Genomic DNA, 25,584 nt, shown 5'->3' with positions numbered 1-25,584 from the left:
TAACCAACTTGCTAGGAGACTTGACTTCTTTATTATCTATTTCCTTTTTAAAACATATACTGGTCGGTTAGTATCTTTATCAATCTGCTCGGTGTAAACGCTAAACAATTCATATCCATAATTCTTCATCTTGTTTACGCCATCAATTGCCGAATTAAATTCAAGCTTTTTGTCATTATCATCCCTAATATACAGTTCACTAAAATCACCCACTTTTTGTCCATACTCTAGCGCAATCCATTGTTTATCAGCTAAAAAGCTTTTTATTGCGCGAATTTGAATATAATCTACATGGATATCGGTCAATTTCATGCCGTTTACATTTTGGGCTTTAGCGTTAAATAGCCCCAAGCATGCGACTACGGCCGCTGCAAGCGTTAATTTTTTCATATGTTGTTTCTTTTGTGTGTAATTCTAAATTACAAAGAATCCAGATAGAATGCATTAATGATCTGTAACAAAATACCTAATGTTAAATCTTACCATTAAAAAGCACCATGAACTTTTTAGGCAATATTATTTGGATTATTTTTGGTGGGATCTTTATTTTCTTCGAATATATCATCGGCGGATTAATCCTCTGCCTCACCATTGTAGGTATTCCGTTTGGTATTCAATGTTTTAAATTTGCTATTGTTGGTTTAGCGCCTTTTGGCGTTAAAATAACCGATACCTCCTCAAATACGGGATGCCTATCTACCATTATGAATTTAGTCTGGATTTTCTGCGGTGGTTTCTGGATTGCCTTAACACATTTATTTTTCGGCGTCCTGCTTTGCATTACTATTGTAGGCATTCCGTTCGGTCGTCAGCATTTTAAATTAATGAATTTGGCCTTTACGCCTTTCGGAAAATCAATTTCATAAACTTCTTTGTTCCAGCCTTTTTTTGAAAAGCAGGGTTCTGTGTTTATCGGATCCGGGAATCCTGCCATTCGCTGTAGCCCTCATGAAAAATTCGGGGCTGTCGCTGCTGTCAGGTTTATTAAACTATGGTCTGTTCCTGTGAGCAAAAACTTTCGTACTATATCGCAGCGTCATTTCCAACTTGATTGGAAATCGTAATGCCTTGCTAGGGGTTTACCTTACATTAAGATTTCCGCCTGAGCGGGAATGACGCCCCTTTAAGCTACTGAATAAGCCCTATGGATTTAGAATGTTCAATCGCTTCCGCACTATCTTTAAATAAACAAGCTTCCACTCCTTTACCTTTTACTTTTTTGAGTAATTCTTTTGTTTTGAATGCATTTTCCGGACGGATATTGCGGATGTAAACAGCTTCAATGTTTTGCGGGTATTTTTCAACTATCGAACTATAAATTTCAGGGTCCTGCTGCGAGTTATCACCAAAGAACACAAATTTTTGATTGGGAAAGGTATCTAAGATCCGCATTACCCTTAATAATTTGCCTTCATGCCCAGTTTTCCCTGTTTTAATCAAGTCTTTCCACCTTTTAAGTGTATTTAAAAGAAAAGCCCCTTCAGGAAGTTTATTAAACCTGAAAGTCTCCACTAAATAATCGTAAAGGTTCCATTCACTGCTGCTCACATAAAAAAAGGGATTGGGTTGATTTACTTCCGTGTGCGAAAGTGCCAATTGTTGATAGTGGCTGGCTGTATCTGAAAAGGTTTTGCGGGTATGCGGATTTTTAATAAACAACTCCTTCAACCTTCTGCCAATGGTTGCCGAGTGAGAAATCATCACGGTATCATCCACATCTGAAATAAAAGCGTATTGGGTAATGTGCGGGACATATACCCTACCCTCTGCGGAATTCAACACAGATCCATTCTGATCGATGGCTTCCACTCTAACCTCATGCCAGCCTGCCGGAACATCGTGTTCGGCCTTCCATTCAAACTTAAAGAAACCATCTCTTTCGGTTTTATTGTAAATAGTCTGATCAAAGAATTGCAAACGCACCTCTACAAAAGCATAAGGTTTTAGGATAAAGAGTTTTAAAAGATGAATAATGTTCACAAACAGATTGTTACTGTAAACCTGCCGTGTTTTCGCCTTGCTTTTAAAAACGTGACCATAAACAACCAGATTATGCGCATGGCCATAACCGTGATATACTTTAACACTAACAGATTTATTCATCTATGTTAAAACAGAGTTTATTTAAAGTTGTTTGTTGATAAAGTCCATCAGGTAAACATGAAATTATTATTCGTCATCAATCCAGGCTCAGGCAGCCATGATACTAATTTAAAGGAAGTAATTTCTACCCATTTCGGTTCAAAAAATACCGAAATTGATCTTTTTGAATTACCGGAAGACTGCTCTTTGGATAAGATTAAGGAGAAGATCGAAAGTGCAAAAGCAGATCGTGTGGTAGCGGTTGGTGGCGACGGGACCTTAAAACTGGTTGCAGAATGTTTATTGCACACCCAAATACCCATTGGCATAGTCCCTGCCGGTTCGGCTAATGGGATGGCAAAAGAGTTAGGCATACCAACTGATATCGAACAGGCTTTAGGCATTTTGGATGAAGGCCATCTGCAAAAAATCCACGTGGTTAAACTTAACGACGAGATATGCATTCATTTATCAGATTTAGGATTTAATGCCTACCTGGTAAAGAAATTTGACACCCTGCCGCAACGCGGTATGTGGGGCTACGCAAAAGCTACCTGGCATGCCTTGTGGAACCATAAAAGAATGGACGTACAGCTGAAGCTTAAAGACAAAACCGTTACTTCTAAAGCAGCTATGGTAGCCATTGCCAATGCTACGATGTATGGAACCGGATTAAAGATTAATCCTGACGGAAAATTAGACGATGATCTTTTTGAAGTGGTTTTGGTAAAGGATTACTCCTACCTGGAAATTATAAAGATATGGATCACCAAATTACCCTTCAACCCTAAAAAAATAGAGGTGTTTCAAACTGCTGAAGTAAAAATTTCATCAAAACACAAGGCGCACTTTCAGGTAGATGGAGAATACATTGGAAAGGTAAACACGGTTGAAGCAAAAGTCCTTCCTACTGCTATAACAGTCGTTTTACCTGAAGCATTAGAAGACTGAACGATGAATTTTAATCGTAAAATACAGTCTGAAAAATTCAGCAATAAAACAGATCCGGAATAGGATATCAAACCACCGTTCGCCCAGGTTTAACATTTCTGGTAAAAAAGTGATAAAACCGATCGAAAATACCCACACCACCAAACGGAAAGGAAATTGAATGTAATAGGCGATAAAACCAAATTTCTTAAATAAGATTAAACCGGTTGCAGAAATAAATAATGATATAAATAAGGGCAATAATAAAATTACTTTTGCCTGTGAAAGGATCTGATTGGGAATTTCATTTAAATGGGATAAAATCTGCCAAAATTGTTTGGCTAACAAAGCGATACTGATAAGATCTAATAAAGCAAAAAATCTGCTCGTGTTTTTCATTACTTACAATACTTTGCTAAATAATCATCTGCTTTTTTGCTTCCCATATACTTGACAAAAGTAAAATCCTCACAGGCACCTTGCTTATCACCTTGTTTCATTTTTTTCAAAGCCATTTGAATGCGATCATCGAGGTATTCATCGTCTATACCCAACTGATTTTTGATTGCTATTATCTGAACTTCCTGTCCAGGTTTGGCCTGATCAATGTTTTTATAGAAATTAATCACTGAATTGGTTAAGCCTTCTTCAGCCTGATAGTTTCGAATGGCTTCCTGTATCGCTTCATTCGATTTCCCTTCACAATTATAACCCGAAAGCTTAAAATTAACCGGAGCAACGATCGAAACGGTTGTATCGTAACCTGCAGGAACCTGCCATTTACCGCTGCTCATCCTTACTAAACGCAGTGCTTCTTCGTCCAGGTCAGACAATATGCCCTTACTCACCTTCGAAAAATAAACCTTGCCTTGCTGGTTAAGCTTAAAACTGATGTTCACTGTTCCCTGTATACAATTATCTTTGGAAAACTGTGGATAGATCGTATTTTGCGTTAGGAAGTTTGTAAAACCATTTTTACCAGATTTAAACTGGACCTGGCCCATAGCCAGCGAGCAGCAGAAAATTAAACAGATAGTGAACAGTTTTTTCATTGTACTAATTTACTAAAAAAAGCCGAAGTAATTTACCACAGAGAGGCACGGAGTTTTTTCACAGAGAAGATGAGAGATTAATTCAATCATTCACACGCAGGTGGAAACTACAACTTAATCAAAGTCAATCTTAAAGCGCACGCTAATAGCTGCAAGATTTGTTTCATCAGCTAGAAAAGTTTTTGCACAATGATGATCGCAACAAACCACTTTTTGATCTCTGTGGCTTCCCTCGGTTTTCTCTGTGGTTAAATTTAAAATTACGTTCAGCCACAGAAGCAAGAAAGACACGGAAAAACTTAACACCCGTTGCGCATTCCTTCTTTTCTTTGCGGTTAAGAAAAAGTAGACTTCAAAATCAAATCCGGATCAGGGCAATTGGCTAGATATTTTTCCCGCTCGCTAAACTTACATACGCCGGGGTAATCGCCTTTTAATCCCTGCATATCTTCTATCAGCTGAAAATGAAGGTGTGGTGGCCAGCGACCGTTTTCATCCTTATTACCCAGTTCTGCAAACTTTGTACCTGCTTTAATCGTCACTCCCTCTCTTAGATTACTTAAAGAAGCTAAACTTAGGTGACCATAAAGTCCGTGAAATTTATGCCCAGCAATATCATAAGACAGAATAATGGTTGCACCGTAATCGCCAAAGTTGTTGTTATCCGCAAAGCTATGAACGGTTGCATTGTAAAAGTTATAAATCGGTGTTCCCGCCGCCGCCCAGATATCTATGCCTAAATGTAACCTGCGGGGTTCCTCACCAGCATTAAAATGAGCACTTCTCGAATAAATGGTCCGGTGTTCATTGTATCCGCCAATTCCATATCGAGTATTGTTTTTAGCCAATTTTTCATTTACCCAATCAGAGAACAGATTGGTATCATCTAAAATTTCATCCGTTAATTCCGTATTGGCAACGGTAAAATCAAAAGGTAAAAGTTGATCATGTTTCGGATCGAAATCAACAATCTTTTGGATCAATTTGCGGTTCTTTTCAATTACCTGCTCTAAAATATGCATAGAAGATCATTCAAAAATATAAATGTAGTTATAAATATAGTGTGACAAAGCTCCACCGATAACAAATAAGTGCCAAAGTTCATGACTGTGCATCCACCTGGATAATTGTTTATCTTTTGCATAATAACAGGTGCCTCCAATATAAAATATGCCTCCTAACAATAGCCAGAAAATAGCTCCAATGGGTAAACTTCCTAACATTTTCTGAAGTAAAGGAACAATTAAACAGCCCATTAAAATATAGATAGACAAAGATATAGCTGTACTTTTTAAGCGGTTAAAAATTTTGAGCAGACAGCCTGTAATGGCTATCATCCAGACAATAGCAAACAGGCTCCAACGTAACCAGCCATTGAAAACCATCAAGGCAGTGGGGCTGTAAGAGCCGGCAATCATGAGGTAAATGCAGCAATGGTCAAACTTTTGCCAAAAACGTATGCCATATTCAGTTGCCGGATAACCATGATATATAGCACTTACGGCAAAAAGAATAAAAGTAGCTACGCTATAAATCCCTGCAGCGGTATATTCAATCGGTGTATCGCACTTTTGGAGCAAAAAGTATCCGGCCGGAATTGCTACCAAAGCCGGTATAAAGTGTGTGAAGAAATTAACGGGTTCCCTTAGCTTCCTCACCAAAATTATTCACTGTCTTCGTCTTTTTGCCTCGGCTCTTTGGCAATCTTATCAAAAAGATGATCCATGCGTTCCACATACTCATTGGTATCATCCACAAAGAAAGTAAGTTCTGGCACCACCCTTACCTGGTGGCGGATTCTGCTTCCCAATTTATACCTGATCTCTCCGGCATGCGAATTAACCGTATTGATTGATAGTGTGGTATTATTCGTATTTAAAAAGCTGAGGTAAACTTTAGCCACTGCCAAATCGGGCGAAACCCTTACGCGGGTAATGGTTACCAATGTATTAGGCAAAAATGCAGCACCTTCACGCTGAAAAACCTGTGCTAACTCCTCTTGTAATACTCCTGCAAATTTTTGCTGACGTTTACTTTCCATAATGTTATAATTATCAATTACCAACAATCAATTACCGGACGATATCATCCAGATAATATCAATTGATAAGGTTTAAAATTATCAATGACCAATATTCAATTACCAGACTAAGTTGTCTGTCAATATTAACGGTAAAAGATAATAATATTAAAAAATGTTAAACCTTTAAAACCTCACAACCTTCTCGATTAATATTAGTCGAAGGCGATCGTCATGCTGAATTCATTTCAGCATCTCTACTCCAAATAGACCCTGAAATAAATTCAGGGTGACGATTTCAAATTAAAAACACCTAGAAACACTGAATAGATGTTATTAATCAAACTGAGACCTACTTTTAAAAGCTTTAAGACTTATTTCCTCAACCTATTGACGGAATATTTATCTAATACAATAAATTACTATCATACGGATATCTCGCCACATGTGCAGCCTTCACCTTCTCGTACAATAACGTTTTAAATTCTTCTATATTCTCTTTTTGTGTAGCTGAAATAAACAGCACCGGTATCTTACCATGACTCATCCAACTGTTTTTAAAATCTTCCAGCGTTAACTTACCGTCATCATCATCTCCTTCTACTTCCGGCGAAACATAGGCATCAATTTTATTGAATACCAAAATCATGTCTTTATCAATGGCTCCGATATCTTTTAAGGTTTCGTTAACGGTATTAATCTGATCTTCGAAATTTGGATGCGAAACATCAACTACATGAATCAGCAAATCAGCTTCCCTAACTTCATCCAGAGTAGATTTAAAACATTCTACCAAATGGTGAGGCAGTTTGCGGATAAATCCAACGGTATCAGAAAGCAGAAATGGTAAATTCTCGATTACTACTTTACGTACAGTGGTATCTAAAGTAGCAAAGAGTTTATTTTCTGCAAATACCTCCGATTTCGACAACATATTCATGATGGTTGATTTACCAACGTTGGTATAACCTACCAAAGCGACACGAATCAGCTGACCACGGTTTTTACGTTGTGTCTCGTTTTGTTTGTCGATATTTTTTAAACGCTCTTTTAACAAAGAGATTTTATTTAAAATAATCCGTCTATCACTTTCAATCTGCGTTTCACCGGGACCACGCATCCCGATACCACCTTTTTGGCGCTCTAAGTGCGTCCACATTCCCGTTAAACGTGGTAGAACATATTGTAATTGTGCCAGCTCTACCTGTGTTTTAGCCTGTGCAGTTTGTGCCCTGTTTGCAAAAATATCCAGAATTAAATTACTCCGGTCTAACACCTTAACCCCCAGTTCGCGATCTATATTGCGCAGTTGCGATGGTGATAACTCATCATCAAATACTACGGTATCAATTTCTTCCGATTTTACATATGCTTTAATTTCTTCCAGCTTACCCGTCCCCACAAAGGTGGCACGTTCAGGCTTAAGCATTTTTTGCGTAAAAACCTTTTCCACCTTCCCTCCTGCTGTATCTACCAAAAAGGCCAGCTCGTCTAAATATTCTTTTGTTTGGGCTTCCTTTTCGCCGGGCGTAACCACACCGACCAAAATTGCCCTTTCCTGCACTACGGCAGTATCATAAAATTTTTGTTTTCCCATGTAATTAATACAAAGATACGAAATTTGCGAACGTGTAAATTTTTTGTTCAAACCTCTCTGGTTTTTAAACCTTCGAGGTTTATAAAAGGCTAAATCTGTGCTACAAATTCCTTGATAGAAGCTCCGGGATTATCGGTTTTCATAAAATTCTCCCCGATCAAAAATCCATTAAAACCTGCTACTTTCAAGTCTTTAATGGTCTGCGGATTGCTGATGGCACTTTCCGAAATTTTTAAAAATTCATCCGGAATTTTATTCACCAAATCGAACGAAGTCTGAATATCAACCGTAAAATCGGCCAGGTTCCGGTTATTTACCCCAATAGCATCTAAATGGGGTGAAATACTTCTTTCCAGCTCTTCCAGGTTATGCACCTCTAAAAGCACATTTAAACCAAGATTATGCGCAAACTTCCCAAAATCGTTTATCTGTTTCGGTGTTAATATAGCGGCAATCAACAGAATGATATCAGCACCCCAGGTTTTTGCTTCCAAAATCTGGTACTCATCGATCATAAAATCTTTTCTTAAAATCGGAATATTGTTTGCAGCACGGGCAGCCAGAATATCGTCGGTTCTACCCCCAAAGAAATCTACATCAGTTAGTACAGAAAGTGCAGATGCTCCTGCAGCATTATATGCCTGCGTCACTTCAGCAACATCAGCCACGCCATTGATTAAACCTTTTGAAGGTGATCGGCGTTTAAATTCTGCAATAATTCCAGTTCTATCGTGCGCCAATAAAAACTCTTTGAAAGAATAGGGTGTCCGCTTAAAATGTACCGAATTTTCCAAATCCGTGATGGAAACCAAGGCTTTCGCATCAGCAATTTCTTCTTTCTTACGTAATACGATTTGATCTAAAATGTTCATTTTACTAATTCGTCATACTGATCCAATAGTTATCGGATTTGTTTCAGCATGTAAAAGTTAACTAATCCCGGTAAGATCCTGAATCAAGTTCAGGATAACGACCGGATGAATAAAGGGCTAAGGAGTCGACGTCAACCAATTCTCCATCATCTGTTTACCATGTTCGGTAAGTACGCTTTCAGGATGAAATTGTACACCACGCACATCCAACGTTTCATGTCTTAACGCCATAATTTCGTTCTTATGATCTCTTGCTGTTATTTTTAAACAGGAAGGAAAATTATCTTTACTCACCACCCAGCTGTGGTAACGTCCAACGTTAATGGTTTGCGGACATTCCCAGAACAGAGGTTCATCGCCATCTACAACCGTAACCGGTGTAGCAATACCATGCATTGGCCTGCCTAAGTTGTATAATGTGCCACCAAATGCTTCTGCAATGGCCTGCTGACCTAAACATACCCCAAAAATGCTCTTTGTTGGCGCGTAAGTTTTAATTACATCCAGCAATAGACCTGCCTCTTCTGGTATACCCGGTCCTGGAGAGAGCAGAATTTTATCATATTTTTCTACATCAGCCAGGTCAAATTTATCATTTCTCCAGACTTCAGCCTCGTAACCAACTTCGTTAATTAAATGCACTAAATTATAGGTAAAACTATCGTAATTATCGATTACCAGAACCACTCCCTTGCCCACTGAAGGGGGATTACTATGCGTATTTTTTTCCATTGTTTTTCTTACTAGTGGATTTTACTCCAGATTAAAAACTCCCAACTCCAAACTAAATCTGCTCTGCCATTTGTACTGCTTTACGCAATGCAGCAATTTTATTGTTAACTTCCTGCATTTCTGTTTCAGGTACTGAATCGGCTACAATACCTGCTCCGGCGCGGTAATGAAGTTCGTTATTCTTGCTCATAAAAGTCCTGATCATGATGGCATGGTTAAAATCTTCATTAAAACCCATAAAACCGATGGCACCTGCATAAAAGTTCCTGCCCAGCTTTTCATTTTCATCAATCAGCTGCATGGCTTTATATTTTGGCGCGCCACTCAAAGTCCCTGCCGGATAAGTATCGGCAACCACCTTAAAAGCACTTACATTTTCCTGCAAATGGCCGCTCACTTTACTCACCAGATGGATCAGGTGGGAGTAATACTGCACTTCTTTAAAAGACTTTACTTCAACGCGGTTACAGTGTCTGCTTAAGTCATTTCTGGCCAAATCTACCAGCATGACGTGCTCGGCACTTTCTTTAGGATCTTGCTCTAGCTTTCTGGCCTGCTCTGCATCTTCAATGTCGTTGCCACTTCTTTTAAATGTTCCGGCGATTGGAAAAATATTGGCCGAATTATTTTTGATCGTAATCTGCGCTTCTGGCGAAGAACCGAACAGTTTAAAATTACCGTAATCAAAATAAAACAGGTAAGGTGATGGATTTATTGAACGCAGGCATCGGTATACATTAAATTCGTCTCCCGTAAAGGCTTGTTTAAATGCTCTTGAAGGCACGATCTGGAAAACATCTCCGCGATAAATATGCTTTTGTAGTTTCTCTACCAGATCCATAAAACCCTGATCGGTCAGATTTGAACTTTCCTCACCACGAAGCTGGAACTTATATTCAGGATAATTTTTATTCTGGATCAGGTATTCCATTTTTTCCAACCCACCCCCTTCTTCACCTTCAAAAGTATTTTTGAATAACGTAATTTCGTTTTTAAAGTGATCTATGGCGATAATGTAACGGTACAAGTGGTACTGCATTTCCGGGATTTCCTCACCTCCAGGAGTTTCAGAAGTAAACTTGATGTCTTCAAAATGCTGCACGGCATTCCAGGTAAAGTAACCAAACAGGCCGCTTGAAATGAATTTTATTTCAGGCAGTTCAGTCTCCTTAAACTTATCCTTAAAATCGGTAATTTCATCAATCAGGTTTTTGCTCTCGGTAATTTCTACCCTACCATCAGGAAAGTACGTTTCCAGTCGGGAACCTTTTAAAATAATACCTGCAACCGGATCGGCACAAACAAAACTCATGGAATTTTCTCGACTGTGGTAATCCGAACTCTCCAGTAAAATGCTGTTTGGATAAACATCGCGCAAGCGCAGGTAAATGCTTACCGGCGTGGTGGTATCGGCAAGTAGTTTTTTGTAAGTTGTATTTATTTTATACATGATTTTACTCTATTGCTATTGCTTCGTGCATCGCAATAACGGTTAATTTCTTTAACAATAAAAAGCCCGGCGTGTGGTTCTACGCCGGGCTTTAATGGTTCTTTAATAAGGTTTAGGTTGATAAACTATATTTCTTTCATACGCAGCCAGCGCAATCCGTTTTCGAATTACTTTGCCAAAGCCAGATATGTATATTGTTGATCATGAGCCACAAAAATATAAAGAATTTTGAAAAAGCAAAATATTTATGAAAATAAGTTTAGCACGGAGCCGGAAATCCGAAGTCATAAGTCTTAATCCACTTGTCATCCTGAGCATAGCGAAGGATCTTTTACACAATGTCGTCATTTCGAGCGGAGTGCGACGCAGTCGAGAAATCTGCCTAGATAGATCTCTCCCCGCCTGTACGGGCAGGCATTCCGCGATGCTTCAGTCGAGATGACGACTGCTGATATACCTAGCTTTGCGACCTCCTTGCCTTTGCTCTGTGTACGGTAAAAAACGAGTGTATTAAAAACAAAAAATCCCGATCTATTAAAACGGGATTCTACATCAATTACAGGATATTCAAATTAAGAAACTCCAAAAAACGATCTTCCTGGAACTGCTTTAACCATTAATAAAATAGCTACAATAATTAGAACTAGCGCTAAACAAAAGAAAATAGCAATAGTGCGGTGCTTCGCTACAGCATCTGTCACTTTTTTCGACTTAGCATTACCCACTGTGATTAAAACAATGGCAATAAGCATCATTGAAGTATGTTCAGCTTTAAAATAACGGCCAATGGCATCGCTCATTGGCAATTTGGTTAGCGGACTTAAAAAGAACAAGACCAAACCAATCAAAAATTGTATATGCGCACTAATCAGAGCAAAGACATTTAGTTTGCGATTGCCTTCTGTATATGTTTTATTTCCAAACCAGCCCGATAATGCGTTGATTACCGCGATAACTAATAAAATCAATACGATGTAGCGCCATCCGGAGTGCGCAGATTTTAAGATACTGTACATTTTTCTAAAATATGTTTAATCAAAAATAGGGATTAATTGTAAAAAATAGGATATTCTGTGAAATGAACGCTTATTTATATTAGTTTTAAACAAATTAAAATCCAAACTGACTATGAAGAAAATTTTACTTGCCCTTGGGCTGGTATTTTCTGCTACATTTTTGTTTGCACAGCAAGCCTCCTTCCCTGTTAATGGCTCTTATGATACCAGACCTGGAATGTTTGCCTTCACCAACGCAACCATAGTAGTAAATGCCAACCAAACCCTTACCAATGCAACACTTTTAATTAAAGGACAAACCATTCAGGCTATTGGAGCCGGCTTAACCGTGCCAAAAGGTTATGTGGTGATCGATTTAAAAGGAAAATTCATTTATCCATCACTGATTGATGCTTTTAGCAGCTACGGTCTTACCGAAGCTCCTGTGCAACCACGCGGTTTTGGTGGTCAGCGTCAATCTATTTTTGTCTCGACCAAAAAAGGTGCTTATGGCTGGAATGAAGCGATCAGACCTGAAACCTATGTGAAAAATATTTTTTCTACTGATAGTAAAAAGGCAGATGATTTGCGTAAGGTTGGCTTTGGAAGTGTAAATGTGATTAACCGCGATGGCATTGCGCGCGGAATTTCTGCAGCAGTAACCTTAAATGAGGGTGCCGATAACAGTGTATTTTTAAAAGACCAAACCGCAGCAAACTACTCATTCAACAAAGGAAGTTCATCAAACGACTACCCTACTTCGTTAATGGGTTCTATTGCTTTATTGCGTCAAACCTACTATGATGCACAATGGTATGGCAAACAAAAAGATGAATACAACATCTCGCTGGATGAATTTAGTAAGCAACAAACCATCCCACAGATTTTTGAAGTGGATGGATGGCAGAACATCCTGCGTGCAGATAAAATCGGGAAAGAGTTTGGCAAGAAATACATCATTAAATCGACCGGTGATGAATACCAACGCATTAATGAAGTTAAAGCGACCGGAGCAAGTTTAATCATTCCGCTAACTTTCCCTAAAGCTTATGATGTGGAAGATCCGGCAGAGGCCAGAAATGTAACTTTATCGCAAATGAAGGGCTGGGAACTGGCGCCAACCAATCCTGCAGTTTTAGAAAAAGCGGGAATTAAATTTGCCTTAACATCATTTGGCTTAGAAAACAGCCGCGATTTCTGGGCAAACATCCGCACAGCCATAGAAAATGGCCTGACAGAAAAACAAGCTTTACAATCGGTTACCGAAATCCCTGCTTCACTTCTGGGCATTAGCGATAAGGTAGGCTCCTTAGAGAAAGGAAAAGTAGCCAACTTTTTGATCTCATCAGATAACCTGTTTAAAAACGGAAACATTATTTTCGAAAACTGGGTTCAGGGCAAACGTTTCATTGTAAACAAAATAGATGTAAGCGACCTGCGGGGCACTTACAATTTAAATGTTGATGCTGTTGGTACTTTAACCTTAAAAATTACGGGTACAGGTGGTGGCTCTACCGCGGCAATTGAAAGAGTTGGGGTAGATAGCGTAAAAACAACCGCTCCTTTTACCAGGAATGGCGATTGGATCAACATCAATTTCAACCTAAAGAAAAATCCTAAAGGCGATATCCGTTTAAGTGGTTATATCACTTCGGCCAACCCGGTTACCATTAAAGGCGAATCTGCATTGGCTGATGGTACCGTAGGAAAATTTACAGCTACTTATAAAGAAGCAGCTAAAGAAACCCCTAAAAAAGATGAGCCTAAACCTACTCTAGCTTTAGGTCCGGTGATCTATCCTTTCTCCGCTTTCGGTAGTGCTGAACTCCCAAAACAAGAAACCGTACTAATTAAAAATGGTACCGTTTGGACGAATGAAAAAGATGGCATTCTTCAAAATGCTGATGTGCTCTTGGAAAACGGAAAAATTAAAGCTGTTGGTAAAAATCTTTCAGCAAACGGCGCTAAAGTGATTGATGCCACCGGTAAACATGTTACTGCAGGCATTATCGATGAGCATTCGCACATTGCGGGTTCCGGAGGCATAAATGAAGGCGCACAATCCGTTTCTGCTGAAGTACGAATTGCTGACGTTATCAACTCAGAAGATATAAACATTTACCGCCAGTTAGCCGGAGGGGTAACCACTTCACAAATCCTTCACGGTTCGGCAAATCCCATTGGTGGCCAATCACAATTAATTAAATTACGTTGGGGCAAATCGCCCGAAGAACTGAAATTTGCAGGTGCAGATGGTTTTATCAAATTTGCATTGGGCGAAAATGTTAAACAGAGTAATTTCGGTACCGGTGCCCGTTTCCCGGTTACACGTATGGGGGTTGAACAAACTTTTGTTGACGAATTTACCCGGGCAAAAGAATATGCCAAAGCCCTCTCGGTGAAAGGTAACGGCGTACGCCGCGATTTGGAATTGGATGCCATTGTAGAAATTTTAAACAACAAGCGTTTCATTACCTGCCACTCTTACGTGCAGAGCGAAATTAACATGCTCATTCACGTTGCAGATAGTTTAGGCTTTAAGATCAATACGTTTACACACATTTTGGAGGGTTACAAGGTGGCCGATAAGATGAAAGCGCACGGCATTGCCGGTTCAACCTTCTCTGATTGGTGGGCTTATAAAAATGAGGTGGCTGAAGCTATTCCCTACAACGGAAAAATTATGCACAATGTGGGGGTAACAACTGCTTTCAATTCCGATGATGCCGAAATGGCCCGTCACTTAAACCAGGAAGCTGGCAAATCAGTATTATATGGAAATGTGCCTGAAGAAGAAGCCTTTAAGTTTGTAACCTTAAACCCGGCAACAATGCTGCACATTGATGACAAAGTGGGTAGCTTAAAAGCGGGTAAAGATGCCGACGTAGTCATCTGGACTGCTAATCCGCTTTCCATTTATGCCAAAGCGGAAAAAACTTTTGTAGATGGCATTGCTTACTGGGATATAGAGAAAGATGCACAGATAATCAAAGCCATGCAGAGTGAAAAAGCCCGTTTGATCCAGAAAATGTTAGAGAGTAAAAGCAAGGGTGGCCGTACTCAGCGCCCAATGGGTGATGCACCACGCCTTTACAATTGCGAGACTTTAGAAAACTATTCAGCAGAATTAACCGAGAAAGAACATGCACACTAAACAATACTTATTCAGCCTGGTTTTATCGGCAACAAGCCTGATGTGTTTTGCACAGGCCAACATATCGCCAGCTAAGAAGCAAAACAAAACCATTGCTATTACGGGTGCAACCGTACACGTGGGTAATGGAACAGTGATCGAAAATGGCACCGTCCTTTTTGCAAATGGAAAAATCATCTCGGTAACTGCCGATGCCCAAGTGCCGCAGGATGATGTAACACGTATTGTAGCAACAGGAAAACATATTTATCCAGGGTTTATTGCAGCTACTACCAATTTGGGATTAACAGAGATTGAAGCTGTTAAAGCAACGCTGGATTTTCAGGAAATCGGCGATTTTAATTCGCACATCCGTTCCATCGTCGCTTACAATACCGATTCAAAAGTTCCCGCAACTTTACGCAGTAATGGAATTTTAATGGCACAGCCAACGCCACAGGGTGGAACGGTTTCAGGCAGTTCGTCAGTGGTTCAGCTTGACGCGTGGAACTGGGAAGATGCAGCACTTAAAACTGACGATGCCATGCATATGACCTGGCCAGTTACACCGCGTTTTAGAGGTGGTTTTGGTCGTCCGCAACAGTCGCCGGAAGTTTTAGCAGAAAGAACACAGGCTGCAGTTGCGCAGTTAACCTCGTTTTTTACAGAAGCTAAAGCCTATTCTGAAATGGGTAAACCAGATGTAATTAATACCCGTTTCGAGGCGATGAAAAAAGTATTTGCCGGCAATGAGAAATTATTTATCGCGGCAGAAAGTCAGAAAGATATTGTTGCAGCAGTTAATTTTGCCAAAAAATTCGGCATTACCCCTGTAATTACGGGTGCAGATGAAGCCTATCTGATCATTGATTTCTTAAAAGACAATAACATCACACTCGTGGTTAAGCAACCACATGCTTTGCCCAACAACAATGATGATGATGTAAACATGCCTTACAAAAATGCAGCAATACTGGCCAATGCCGGCTTAAATGTAGTATTGAGTATTGATGGTTACTGGCAACAACGCAACCTGCCTTTTATGGCAGGCACCGTTACGGCCTGGGGTTTGGATAAGGAAAAAGCTTTATCGACCATTACCTTAAATGCAGCTAAAGCCATGGGCATTGATAAAACCACCGGCAGTATAGAAACCGGTAAAGATGCGACTTTCTTTATTTCCACGGGCGATGCATTGGATATGCGCACGAATAAAGTGGAACAGGCTTTTATCCAAGGTCGTGATATTAACCTGGATAACCTACACAAACAATTGGACAAGAAATTTAGTGAGAAATATACTACTGAAAAGAAATAGATTTCAGGTGGTTAACTGGTTAATTATTTAATTAGTTGATTTACTGTAAAAACTTAAAATTAGAACGGCTGGTATTCATTTATCAGCCGTTTTTTGATGGATTATTTTCACACTGCACTCTAGGCAACACAATCTCAATTCTCGCCTACACACCTCTTGCATAAAGAAGCATCGTTAACATTAGCTTAATAATAAGCCAAAAAACTAAATAATCCTAAACCATTTCATAACCTAAAATCCAAACCGGCTTAATACTGTACTAACATCTTTGTCGTCATAAAAAAACCAGAAACTAATCATGATGAAACTAGCCTGAGCAGTAAAAATAGCATGCTCATGAAAGCTTCTTAGTCGCTAAAAAACAAATGATGATGAAAAATTTACTTATTGCAATGATGCTGTTTTTATGTTATGCCAGTAATTCGGCTATGGCACAAACTACTCAGGCATCAATCTCCGGAATTGTTACGGATAATCAAAAGAAGCCCATACCAGGTGTATCTGTTCAAATTAAAAACAACTCTACCGGTTTTACCACCAGAACATCAACAAATGCTCAGGGAGAATATACCTTTAAAGAACTTCCTTTAGGTGGCCCTTACACCATTAAAGCAACATACATTGGCTTTGCAGACCAAAACAGAACAGGTTATATGCTTAACCAGGGCGACGCTGTATCTGTAGCGGTTAATATGCAGGAAGATGCAAAAACGCTTGATGGCATTACGGTTAATGGATCAGCGTTAAAAAATAAAGTGCAGCAATTTGGTGCTTCAACAGAAATTTCATCTAAAACGATGAATTTATTGCCAATAAACGGCCGTAACTTTTCAAGCCTAACAGACTTATCTCCTTTATCAGGCCCAGGTGGTATTTCAGGTCAGTTGGGTTCCTCTACTAACTTCACAATTGATGGCATGACAGCGAAAAACCCAACTTCAGCAGGCAGTACAACCAGCCGGAGTGGTGCGCCATACTCTATCTCCATTGAAAGCGTACGCGAGTTTAAAGTAGTGACTAATCAGTATGATGTGAGTTTGGGCCGTTCAGGTGGTGGTACCATCAGTGCCGTAACTAAATCTGGTACTAACCAAATTACAGGTAGCGCTTTTGCTTATAACCGTGCTGATTTCCTTGCGAGTAAATACGATATCAGGGGGAACAGAAGAACTAATGATTTTTCAACTTATCAGTATGGTTTTAGCTTAGGTGGCCCGATCATTAAAGATAAATTACATTATTTCGCAGCCTGGGATCATCAGAGAGATTCTCGCCCATTAATTATTGCGGATATTAACTCGGATGCGGATATTGCCCGTTTCAACATTACAAATGCCACATTAAATAACTTCTTGGCTGTTGCAAGATCAAAATATGGTGTAGCCAATACCCCACAATTTGGTTCTTTCCCTAAAAAAAGAGGTACCGATGCAGGTTTTCTTCGTTTAGACTGGCAGATTGATGATAAAAATTTATTAACGGTCAGAGATAACTATACCAACGACAGAAATCCGCTAGGATTAGCAGATAATACGGCCATTAACTTTTACGAAAGTTACGGTAATGATAAAAACGTTGATAATAGTTTACTGGCTACCTTACGTTCAACACTTAATAGCAAAGTTACCAATGAGTTAAAAGTGCAGCACTTGTATACCTACCAGGCCAGTACTCAAAATGATGAATTGGGCTTTTCCATCCCAAGGGCTGTTGTATCTAACTTAGAATCTACCTCACCAACAGGAAGCATATTAACTACTGCAGTTCAAATTGGCGGGCATCGCTTCGGACAAGAAAGTTTCACCAATAATGTTTTCCAGTTAGTAGATAACTTATATTACAATACAGATAAAATTAAATACACCTTTGGTGTAGACATTATGTATACCCACGCCCTGTCGTTGTATGGTAGCGAGGTGAATGGACGTTTTACGTTTAACAGATCGGGTACTGCTGCAGCAGGCAACCAGCAAACTGCTTTACAAAATTTCAATAACCTGATACCGATAAGCTATTACAGGGAAGTACCTTTAGTTGCCGATCCGAGTGTGATTGGTAAATTATGGAATACTGCAATTTACGGCCAAATGCAAACTAAATTGGGTAAAGGGTTGGATTTTACAGGTGGTTTACGCTTAGATTACAGCAAATATCCAACATCACCATTAAACCAACAACTGTTTGATGCCATAGGTGTTAGAACAGATCATGAATTAAAGCAATTTTTAATTCAGCCTCGTATCCAGTTTAACTGGGATGTAAATGAAAAACATACAGATTATGTTCGTCTGGGCGCCGGAATTTTTGGATCTGACGTAAACAATTATGTAACCATTAACAACTTAACATTTGATGGTAAACATTTTGCAACAGTTGATGTTACAGGTACTGGTGTACCAACGCCTAACTTTATTGGGTATAGAAACGGAACTGCTACAGCACCAACGCTACCAGCACTACAAATCCCTACCATAAATACCTATGCTGATGATGCCAAAATACCGGTAGTATACAAAGCAAACCTATCTTACAACAAGCTAATAAATGATAGAATAAGGATAGGGATTACGGGTTATGCAACATTAGCTCGTCATAACTATATGTATGTAGACAGAAATATGGTTGCCGATCCTTTCTTCAGACTATCAAACGAAGGAAACAGGGGAGTTTATGTACCTGCAAATACAATCAATACAGGTAATGGAAATACAGACTGGAAAACAGGCCGTTTAACTAATACGTTCGGTAGGGTGTTAGAATTGAATAGCAAAGGAAAAGTAAATCAGTTTGCTGTTGTTGTAGATGGTACCTGGAGATATTTTAAAGACGGGGAAATCACAGCGAGCTATACCTGGAATGATACTAAAGATAACACCTCATACAATGGGAATGTGGCCAATTCAGCCACCTTATCATTACCAGTAGTAGATGACCCCAGGAATTTAAGTAATATGACCTATTCGAATGGTCAATTTAGGAATAAAGTCGTTATTTATGGAACATTACCATCATTTCATGGTATTATAGCTGGTATTCGATATTCGGGCATTGGTGGTACCAGGTATAGTTTATTATCTGGTGGAAACACCAATGGTGATTTTGTTGCGACGAACGATTTGGCATACATCTTTGATCCATCAAATACCAATGTACCGGCAACACTTAGAACTGCCATCCAAACATTATTGGCCAATGGCGATGCAAGCCAAAGTTTAAAAGATTACATCACAAAATACCAAGGTACTTTTGCACAACGTAACGGCGGTATAAATGGCTTTTATGGTACAGTTGATTTAAGATTGGCTTATCAGATTAAATTTGGCAGAAACAGAAAACAGACCATTGAAGTTTCCGGAGATTTATTTAACGTAGCAAACCTGTTTAAGAAAACCTGGGGTACTTCAGAAACTTTAGGAACACAGGCTCTGTATGCCGTTACGGGTTTTGATGCGGCCAGTTCTAATTACAACTATCGCTTGAACAATACCGGAATCGTAACTCCATCAGGTAACCCATGGCAGGCACAAATCGGTTTACGCTATGGATTTTAAATAAAAATCAGCTAATTATCTTAGCTTAAAGTCATAAAAAAAGGGAATGGATTTTTATCCGTTCCCTTTTTTTATGTTTGTACTTAAAACAACAAAACTTAATGGGATTATTACTCACTTACCTGAAAAGCCATAAATGGATTGTGGCTTTAGCGTTATTGCTTGCAGGTTTAAATATTGGCTTTTCTTTGATGGATCCGCTTATTACCGGAAAAATTTTAGATCGCTTCATCAACAAAAAAGACACATTAACTTATGCCCAATACCTTTGGGGTTCAGTAGGATTAATTGTTTTGGCTATCGGCGCAGCTATGGTTTCGCGAATCGCCAAAAACTTTCAGGATTATTTTACCAGCGTGATTGTCCAAAAAGTTGGCGCAAAAATGTATGCCGATGGTTTGCAGCACTCGCTAAAATTACCTTATCAGGTTTTCGAAGATCAGCGCAGTGGCGAAACCCTGGGTATTTTACAGAAAGTACGTTTAGATTCTGAGAAGTTTATTACCGCATTCATCAGTATCTTATTCGTAAGTTTAATCGGGATGGTATTCGTGATCGTATACTCGTTCACGGTAAGTTATAACGTTACTTTGGTTTATTTTTCAGCCATTCCTATCATTAGCTTCGTCAGCTGGTTTTTAAGTCGTAAAATCAAGACCATACAGCGGGCTATTGTTGGCGAAACTACTGCTTTGGCCGGTTCCACGACCGAATCGCTTAGAAATATCGAGCTGGTTAAGAGTTTAGGCCTGGCCGATCAGGAAATTGATCGCTTGAACAAAACCACTTATAAAATTTTGGGGCTTGAGCTTAAAAAGGTAAAATATGTGCGTAGCATGAGCTTTGTACAGGGTACGACCGTAAACCTGGTACGCAGTACCATGGTGTTGGTTTTATTATTGCTCATTTTTGACAACACCATTTCCGCAGGTCAGTATTTAACATTTTTATTTTATTCATTTTTCCTATTCGGACCATTACAGGAGTTGGGCAATGTAATTCTAGCCTGGAGAGAAGCGGAGGTTTCGCTCGGTAACTTTAAAAAGATTTTAAGTACGCCAATAGATAAGAAACCAGAAAATCCTACTGAAATTCAGAAAATCAATGATTTAACTTTTAATGAGGTTGGCTTCAAACACCAAACCGCTAACCGCAATGCTTTAGAAAATATTTCTTTTAAAACCCATAACGGACAAACCATTGCTTTTGTTGGCCCTTCAGGCTCTGGAAAAACCACCCTAGTAAAATTATTGGTTGGTCTTTATCCGCCCAAAGCGGGTGAAATTTTATACAATGGTATTTCCAGCAGTCAAATTGATTTAGATGCCCTGCGGGAGAAGATCGGTTTTGTAACTCAGGACACGCAGCTATTTTCGGGTACAATAAGAGAAAATCTGTTATTCGTGAATCCTACAGCAACAGATGAGGAATGTTATAAAGTATTAAACCAGGCAGCCTGCCAAACTTTACTGTCGCGTGCCGACAAAGGGCTGGATTCAATCATTGGTGAAGGTGGTGTAAAGGTTTCGGGTGGGGAGAAACAGCGTTTATCTATTGCGCGGGCCTTATTGCGCAAACCTGACATCCTTGTTTTTGATGAAGCTACATCTTCGCTCGATTCGATTACGGAAGAGGAAATCACCAAAACTATCCGTTCGGTTTCCCATTTAACCGATCACATTACCATTCTGATTGCACACCGGTTATCAACCATTAAACATGCCGATCAGATTTATGTATTGGAAAAGGGCCATATTATTGAGCAAGGCAAACATGAAGAGCTAATTGCACAAAATGGCTTGTACCAGGCCATGTGGCGCCAACAAATTGGCGAGCGGATTGTTGAAGTTTAAGCAACTAAAATTTATTCGGATGTTATTAGCAGAAATCAACAGCAACCAAGTGGCCTTGTTCGTGATTATACCGGCCGTTTTATGGTTGGCCTTAATCTTGATCGCGCTTTATCATATCTCCAGAAACAGCTCAATGGGTTTTAGCGTAAAGGTATTGTGGTTCATCATTATCCTGCTGGCACCCTTCCTTGGCTCTATTATCTACCTCATGTGGGGTAAAAATAAGAAGTTCTAAGTGCTCTAAATAAAGCCAAGATTGTGTTTTTAACGGATTTTCGTTTTTAAATAGTGAATTTTAATTTGTCAACTTTAATAGCCAAAGCGCCAGAAAGTTGACAAATTTCAACTACCATCCAACCTTTATTTGGCATCCTGCCTGTCAACTGTTAATAGTAACAAAAACCCAATTGCACTAAACCTGACTGTACGGAAATACTTTTTGTTACGCGGACTTAACAAGCGGTACTACCATTAACAAAAAGATTGGAGGAAAGGCAGGACTACCAAAAAATCTTGCACACTATTGCTTTCCCATCTATAAAAAAGCATTATTTATGCCTTAGGCAGATATCTTTACTGAACTTTATAGGCATTCTAATTTTAACGTCGGCAATTCCTTAACAAACAAGTTATTAAGGTTGATGACTTTTAGCATCAACCATTCTTAGCGGTTTGCTCGTTAATATCCTGTAAACTTAATTTGATTAATGACCTTGTTTTAAACCAGGTAATACCTGCTATCGCTATCGTCATGCTTCCTCCAAATACAACCGCAGGAACCAGCTTCATCAGTTTAGCCGTTAAACCCGACTCAAATTCGCCAATCTCATTTGATGAACCAATGAACATACTGTTTACCGCTGAAACCCTTCCCCGCATCTCATCTGGAGTAAGCAATTGCATGATGGTTTGTCTGATAATTACACTTACACTATCAAATGATCCCTCCAGAAAAAGAAAAAACAAGGTGAGATAGAAGTTTTTAGATAAACCATAGCCAATAATGCTAAGGCCAAAACCAGTTACTGCAATTAACAAATTGCGCCAGGGTTTGCCCATGGGCGAAAAGCGGGTCATAGCGAGCATGGTAATTACAGCCCCCGAAGATGCTGCACCGCGCATCATGCCCAGTCCGAAAGACCCTAAGTGAAAAACATCTTTAGCAAACATGGGCAATAAGGCTACAGCGCCACCAAAAAACACAGAAAACAGATCTAAGCTCATGGCCCAAACCATCATCTTCGTTTTAAAAACAAACTGAATCCCTTCTTTTAAACTATGGAATATATTCTGTGTAGGCACATAAGTGGCTGGGTGCTTTTTGAAGGTAAATATGCAGATCAACGATACCGTAACAAGGGCCACAATGACGCTATAGGCTGCTGTAATTCCCCATAACCAATTGACTAAACCACCAAACAATGGCCCTATAATAGTTGCCAGCTGCCAACTGCTGCTGTTCCATGTACTTGAATTTGGATATAATTTTTTAGGAACAATCTTCGCCATTAATGAAAATGTTGCCGGACCAAAGAAACCCCTGGCCAAGCCAATACAGAAAACCAGGCCATACATGATCAACACGATAAGGTCTTCCTTGAGGTGAAGATATTTACTGGTAATAATCAGCATTAAAACCGAGGCCAGCCAAACACCTGAAAAAATCTTGATTAATAACCGACGTTTTTCACTCTTATCAGCAATGTAACCACCATAAAGTGCAATTCCAATAGCTGGAATGGCTTCGCATAATCCAACCAGGCCAAGTTTTAATGGATCATGGGTTAAATCGTAAATGTGGTAGCCGATAACAACGGCCTGCATTTGATAAGCGAGCGTAAAAAAAAACCGCATGCCCAAGAATGATCTAAATTCTTTATAACGGAGGGCTGCAAATGGATCTGGTTTTACAATAACGGAGTTGGGGCCTGAATCTGCCATGGAGAAAAAATTATTTGCAAAACTAAGCTTTGAAAACCAATACACGAATAGAAAAAGGCTCAACATTAATTATTTATATTAATATTAAGATTCCCGATTAAAAACCTGATGCTTTAAGCATAAAAAACCCGATGAATAATTATCCATCGGGTTAAACATTCTGGCCATTTAGTAACCAGGGTTTTGTTCAAGTAAATTATTTTTGTTTACTTCATCTCGGCTAAATGGCCTGAAATAAAGTTTATTGTCCCAGCTTCTGTTTTCTTGCGCATTTTCCTCAACCGGAGTATAAGTATAATCATATACCGTTGGATCGTAATGGTAAGGGGCAGTCATACTTTTGCCAGACTTAAACTTACCGGTTACCTTGATATAAGTAACTTTTCTGCCCAAAGTTTCATTGGCAATTAACCATCGGCGTGCATCATGGTAACGTTGTTCTTCATAAGCCATTTCTATACGGCGCTCATGGCGGTAAACCTCTCTAAGTCCGGTTTGATCTGTAGCGGTTACAGCAGGCATACCTGCCCGAAAACGAATTTTATTTAACCAGTTTGTAGCATTACTAAGTTCACCCAACTCAATACTTGCTTCAATATAATTAAATACCGCTTCTGTATACCTGAAGAAAGGCCATGGCACATTCTGCGACATGGAAGCATCTACAATAGTTGGATCCGGATCAATAAACTTATGGTAATAATAACCGGTCCAGCTACCATTCCAGTTTTCAATAGAGCTAGCTCTTGTATCCAGGCCTCTAAAATCGAATCTAGCACCTTTATCGTCTAATAGATCATAGATACCCGTTTGGATCTGGCTTGCGGGATCGACGTCACCAGAAGCTTTATCACGTGGTTTCCAACCAGCACCATCGTATAAAATGGTAGCATAAAAACGAGGATCTCTGTTTTGGTAAGGATTAGCTTTTTGTGCTGCATTTGCCCAGCTAAACTTACTGCCATCTTTCATCTCATAATCATCAACCAACAAGCCGATAGGCGTATTACCAGCCCAGTTATGGTAACCATTCGGGCCATTCTGCTGTGCATGTTTAATGTTATTTTGAATAATGAAATAACGGGCAAAAATGAGTTCTGATGATGCAGTTGCGTCTATCCCAGATGCCTTACTTGCGCCCCCCATAGCGATACTTTTATAATTTAACTGTCCATCTGTAGCAGGAGCAGAAAGATTTAATTTATAACCTATACCTAAATCCAAAACGGCTTTAGCCGTAGTTTGTGCCAACTTATAACGATCAGCCTGGCTACCGCTGGCATAACTTAAAAAATCTAATTTTTGAGCAGCAATATTGGTTACTTTAGTCGTAAGCTTTGCCCTATCGTGCAAATCGCTGGCAGCATAAATCAATACCCTTGATTTTAACGCTAAAGCGGCAAGGGCTGTGGTACGTCCTTTATCAAGTGTTTTACCTGTTAACAACCTATTGGCTTCATCGCAATCTTTAACAATAAAATTTACGCACTCTTCGTACGTATTTCTTTTTACGCTATAGTTATCATCCAATACATAAATCTTTGTGATAAGTGGTACTGCGCCATAATAACGCAATAACTGCTGATAATAATAAGCCCTTAAGAAATAAGCTTCGCCCAATAACTGATCTTTCAACGACTGGCTGCTCAAACTATTATCACCACTGGTAATTTTTTCGATGGTGATATTACAGGCCCTGATGCGGTTATACATTTGTTTATAAGCCCAGGTATCGTCAACCCAGCCTAATGTAGATGGATTAATGGTAGCACTATTAACCAGATCAATACCACGGGTTGGGTGCGTAAACAAGGCTTCATCTGAAACCGAAGCCAGCATTTGCTCCGAAAAACCTCCATTGCCCAATCCGTTATAGATATCGTTAACAAAGGCCTGCGCAGTTGCAGGATCTTTCCATACTGACTCTGCCGGCACCTGGCTAGGGGAATCTACATCTAGAAAATCTTTCTTACAGGAGGCTGCCAAAAAGGTAGTAAGAATTAATATATAGAACTTTATATTTTTATTTATTGCTTTCATATTCTTGATTGTAACGGT

Annotated in this window: 21 protein-coding genes; 7 read left to right on the top strand and 14 right to left on the bottom strand. The window is 39.4% G+C overall.

The genetic code is table 11. From position 1 onward, the window contains the following. Nucleotides 1-36: 36 nt before the first annotated feature. Nucleotides 37-390 (bottom strand): hypothetical protein, encoded by a 354-nt coding sequence (locus PGN18_RS08470; protein WP_335319016.1) that lies wholly within the window; start codon nt 388-390, stop codon nt 37-39. Between the two features lie 107 nt (nt 391-497). On the opposite strand from PGN18_RS08470, the gene PGN18_RS08465 reads away from it, so the two are divergent. Further along, the gene (locus tag PGN18_RS08465; RefSeq protein WP_335319014.1) at nt 498-866 is read left to right on the top strand and encodes a YccF domain-containing protein; all 369 of its coding nucleotides are present in this window, start codon (nt 498-500) and stop codon (nt 864-866) included. A 262-nt stretch (nt 867-1,128) separates the two neighbouring features. Here PGN18_RS08465 and PGN18_RS08460 read toward each other — a convergent pair whose 3' ends face one another. After that, complete coding sequence (locus tag PGN18_RS08460; RefSeq protein ID WP_335319013.1) at nt 1,129-2,103, bottom strand: App1 family protein; 975 nt, start codon at nt 2,101-2,103, stop codon at nt 1,129-1,131. Nucleotides 2,104-2,160: 57 nt separating this feature from the next. Here PGN18_RS08460 and PGN18_RS08455 point away from each other — a divergent pair, with 57 nt between their 5' ends. Further along, entirely contained in the window at nt 2,161-3,033 is an 873-nt protein-coding gene (locus tag PGN18_RS08455) for a diacylglycerol/lipid kinase family protein (RefSeq protein ID WP_335319012.1), read from the top strand. Here PGN18_RS08455 and PGN18_RS08450 read toward each other — a convergent pair. The 10 genes from PGN18_RS08450 to PGN18_RS08405 form a co-directional block, all read right to left on the bottom strand. Next, nucleotides 3,022-3,411, bottom strand: a complete 390-nt coding sequence (locus PGN18_RS08450; protein WP_335319011.1) for a hypothetical protein — start codon at nt 3,409-3,411, stop codon at nt 3,022-3,024. The genes PGN18_RS08455 and PGN18_RS08450 overlap by 12 nt on opposite strands. Continuing rightward, nucleotides 3,411-4,064: a TonB family protein gene (locus PGN18_RS08445; RefSeq protein WP_335319010.1), complete on the bottom strand. Its 654-nt coding sequence runs from the start codon at nt 4,062-4,064 to the stop codon at nt 3,411-3,413. The genes PGN18_RS08450 and PGN18_RS08445 overlap by 1 nt, the downstream gene beginning before the upstream one ends. A 335-nt stretch (nt 4,065-4,399) precedes the next feature. After that, nucleotides 4,400-5,086 carry a peptidoglycan DD-metalloendopeptidase family protein gene (locus PGN18_RS08440; RefSeq protein ID WP_335319009.1) on the bottom strand — a complete coding sequence of 229 codons (687 nt, stop codon included), beginning with the start codon at nt 5,084-5,086 and terminating at the stop codon, nt 4,400-4,402. Between the two features lie 6 nt (nt 5,087-5,092). Further along, nucleotides 5,093-5,722 (bottom strand): PAQR family membrane homeostasis protein TrhA, encoded by a 630-nt coding sequence (trhA, locus tag PGN18_RS08435; protein WP_335319008.1) that lies wholly within the window; start codon nt 5,720-5,722, stop codon nt 5,093-5,095. Between the two features lie 5 nt (nt 5,723-5,727). Further along, nucleotides 5,728-6,105: a 30S ribosome-binding factor RbfA gene (rbfA, locus tag PGN18_RS08430; protein ID WP_090984644.1), complete on the bottom strand. Its 378-nt coding sequence runs from the start codon at nt 6,103-6,105 to the stop codon at nt 5,728-5,730. A gap of 385 nt (nt 6,106-6,490) precedes the next feature. Then, nucleotides 6,491-7,681, bottom strand: a complete 1,191-nt coding sequence (hflX, locus tag PGN18_RS08425) for a GTPase HflX (RefSeq protein WP_335319007.1) — start codon at nt 7,679-7,681, stop codon at nt 6,491-6,493. Nucleotides 7,682-7,770: 89 nt separating this feature from the next. Then, nucleotides 7,771-8,553 (bottom strand): indole-3-glycerol phosphate synthase TrpC, encoded by a 783-nt coding sequence (gene trpC / locus PGN18_RS08420; RefSeq protein ID WP_335319006.1) that lies wholly within the window; start codon nt 8,551-8,553, stop codon nt 7,771-7,773. A 117-nt stretch (nt 8,554-8,670) separates the two neighbouring features. After that, nucleotides 8,671-9,285 carry an anthranilate synthase component II gene (locus PGN18_RS08415; protein WP_335319005.1) on the bottom strand — a complete coding sequence of 205 codons (615 nt, stop codon included), beginning with the start codon at nt 9,283-9,285 and terminating at the stop codon, nt 8,671-8,673. Nucleotides 9,286-9,337: 52 nt separating this feature from the next. Then, nucleotides 9,338-10,735 carry an anthranilate synthase component I family protein gene (locus PGN18_RS08410; RefSeq protein ID WP_335319004.1) on the bottom strand — a complete coding sequence of 466 codons (1,398 nt, stop codon included), beginning with the start codon at nt 10,733-10,735 and terminating at the stop codon, nt 9,338-9,340. A 572-nt stretch (nt 10,736-11,307) separates the two neighbouring features. Next, the gene (locus tag PGN18_RS08405; protein ID WP_335319003.1) at nt 11,308-11,751 is read right to left on the bottom strand and encodes a cytochrome B; all 444 of its coding nucleotides are present in this window, start codon (nt 11,749-11,751) and stop codon (nt 11,308-11,310) included. Between the two features lie 112 nt (nt 11,752-11,863). Between PGN18_RS08405 and PGN18_RS08400 the strand changes: the two genes are divergently transcribed. The 5 genes from PGN18_RS08400 to PGN18_RS08380 all read left to right on the top strand — a co-directional run bounded on the left by PGN18_RS08400 (nt 11,864) and on the right by PGN18_RS08380 (nt 21,820). Next, the gene (locus PGN18_RS08400) at nt 11,864-14,884 is read left to right on the top strand and encodes an amidohydrolase family protein (RefSeq protein ID WP_335319002.1); all 3,021 of its coding nucleotides are present in this window, start codon (nt 11,864-11,866) and stop codon (nt 14,882-14,884) included. Further along, on the top strand, nt 14,874-16,181 hold the full coding sequence (locus PGN18_RS08395) for an amidohydrolase family protein (protein WP_335319001.1): 1,308 nt from the start codon (nt 14,874-14,876) through the stop codon (nt 16,179-16,181). Before PGN18_RS08400 ends, PGN18_RS08395 begins: the two co-directional genes overlap by 11 nt. Before the next feature lie 371 nt (nt 16,182-16,552). Continuing rightward, nucleotides 16,553-19,732, top strand: a complete 3,180-nt coding sequence (locus PGN18_RS08390) for a TonB-dependent receptor (protein ID WP_335319000.1) — start codon at nt 16,553-16,555, stop codon at nt 19,730-19,732. Nucleotides 19,733-19,833: 101 nt separating this feature from the next. Then, nucleotides 19,834-21,585 carry an ABC transporter ATP-binding protein gene (locus PGN18_RS08385; protein WP_335318999.1) on the top strand — a complete coding sequence of 584 codons (1,752 nt, stop codon included), beginning with the start codon at nt 19,834-19,836 and terminating at the stop codon, nt 21,583-21,585. A 19-nt stretch (nt 21,586-21,604) separates the two neighbouring features. Then, a complete protein-coding gene (locus PGN18_RS08380) occupies nt 21,605-21,820 on the top strand; it encodes a PLDc N-terminal domain-containing protein (RefSeq protein ID WP_134204276.1) in 216 nt (71 codons plus the stop codon). A gap of 419 nt (nt 21,821-22,239) precedes the next feature. Here the strand turns inward: PGN18_RS08380 and PGN18_RS08375 are convergent, their stop codons facing one another. Together PGN18_RS08375 and PGN18_RS08370 are read right to left on the bottom strand one after the other, a co-directional pair. Further along, the gene (locus PGN18_RS08375) at nt 22,240-23,526 is read right to left on the bottom strand and encodes an MFS transporter (protein ID WP_335318998.1); all 1,287 of its coding nucleotides are present in this window, start codon (nt 23,524-23,526) and stop codon (nt 22,240-22,242) included. A 168-nt stretch (nt 23,527-23,694) separates the two neighbouring features. Further along, a complete protein-coding gene (locus PGN18_RS08370; RefSeq protein ID WP_335318997.1) occupies nt 23,695-25,566 on the bottom strand; it encodes a RagB/SusD family nutrient uptake outer membrane protein in 1,872 nt (623 codons plus the stop codon). Nucleotides 25,567-25,584: the final 18 nt, after the last annotated feature.

The organism is Pedobacter terrae (assembly GCF_036946585.1).
GTDB lineage: Bacteria > Bacteroidota > Bacteroidia > Sphingobacteriales > Sphingobacteriaceae > Pedobacter > Pedobacter terrae_C.
The sequence above is the reverse complement of the archived record's forward strand: the minus strand, read 5'-3'. Positions and strand labels throughout refer to the sequence as shown.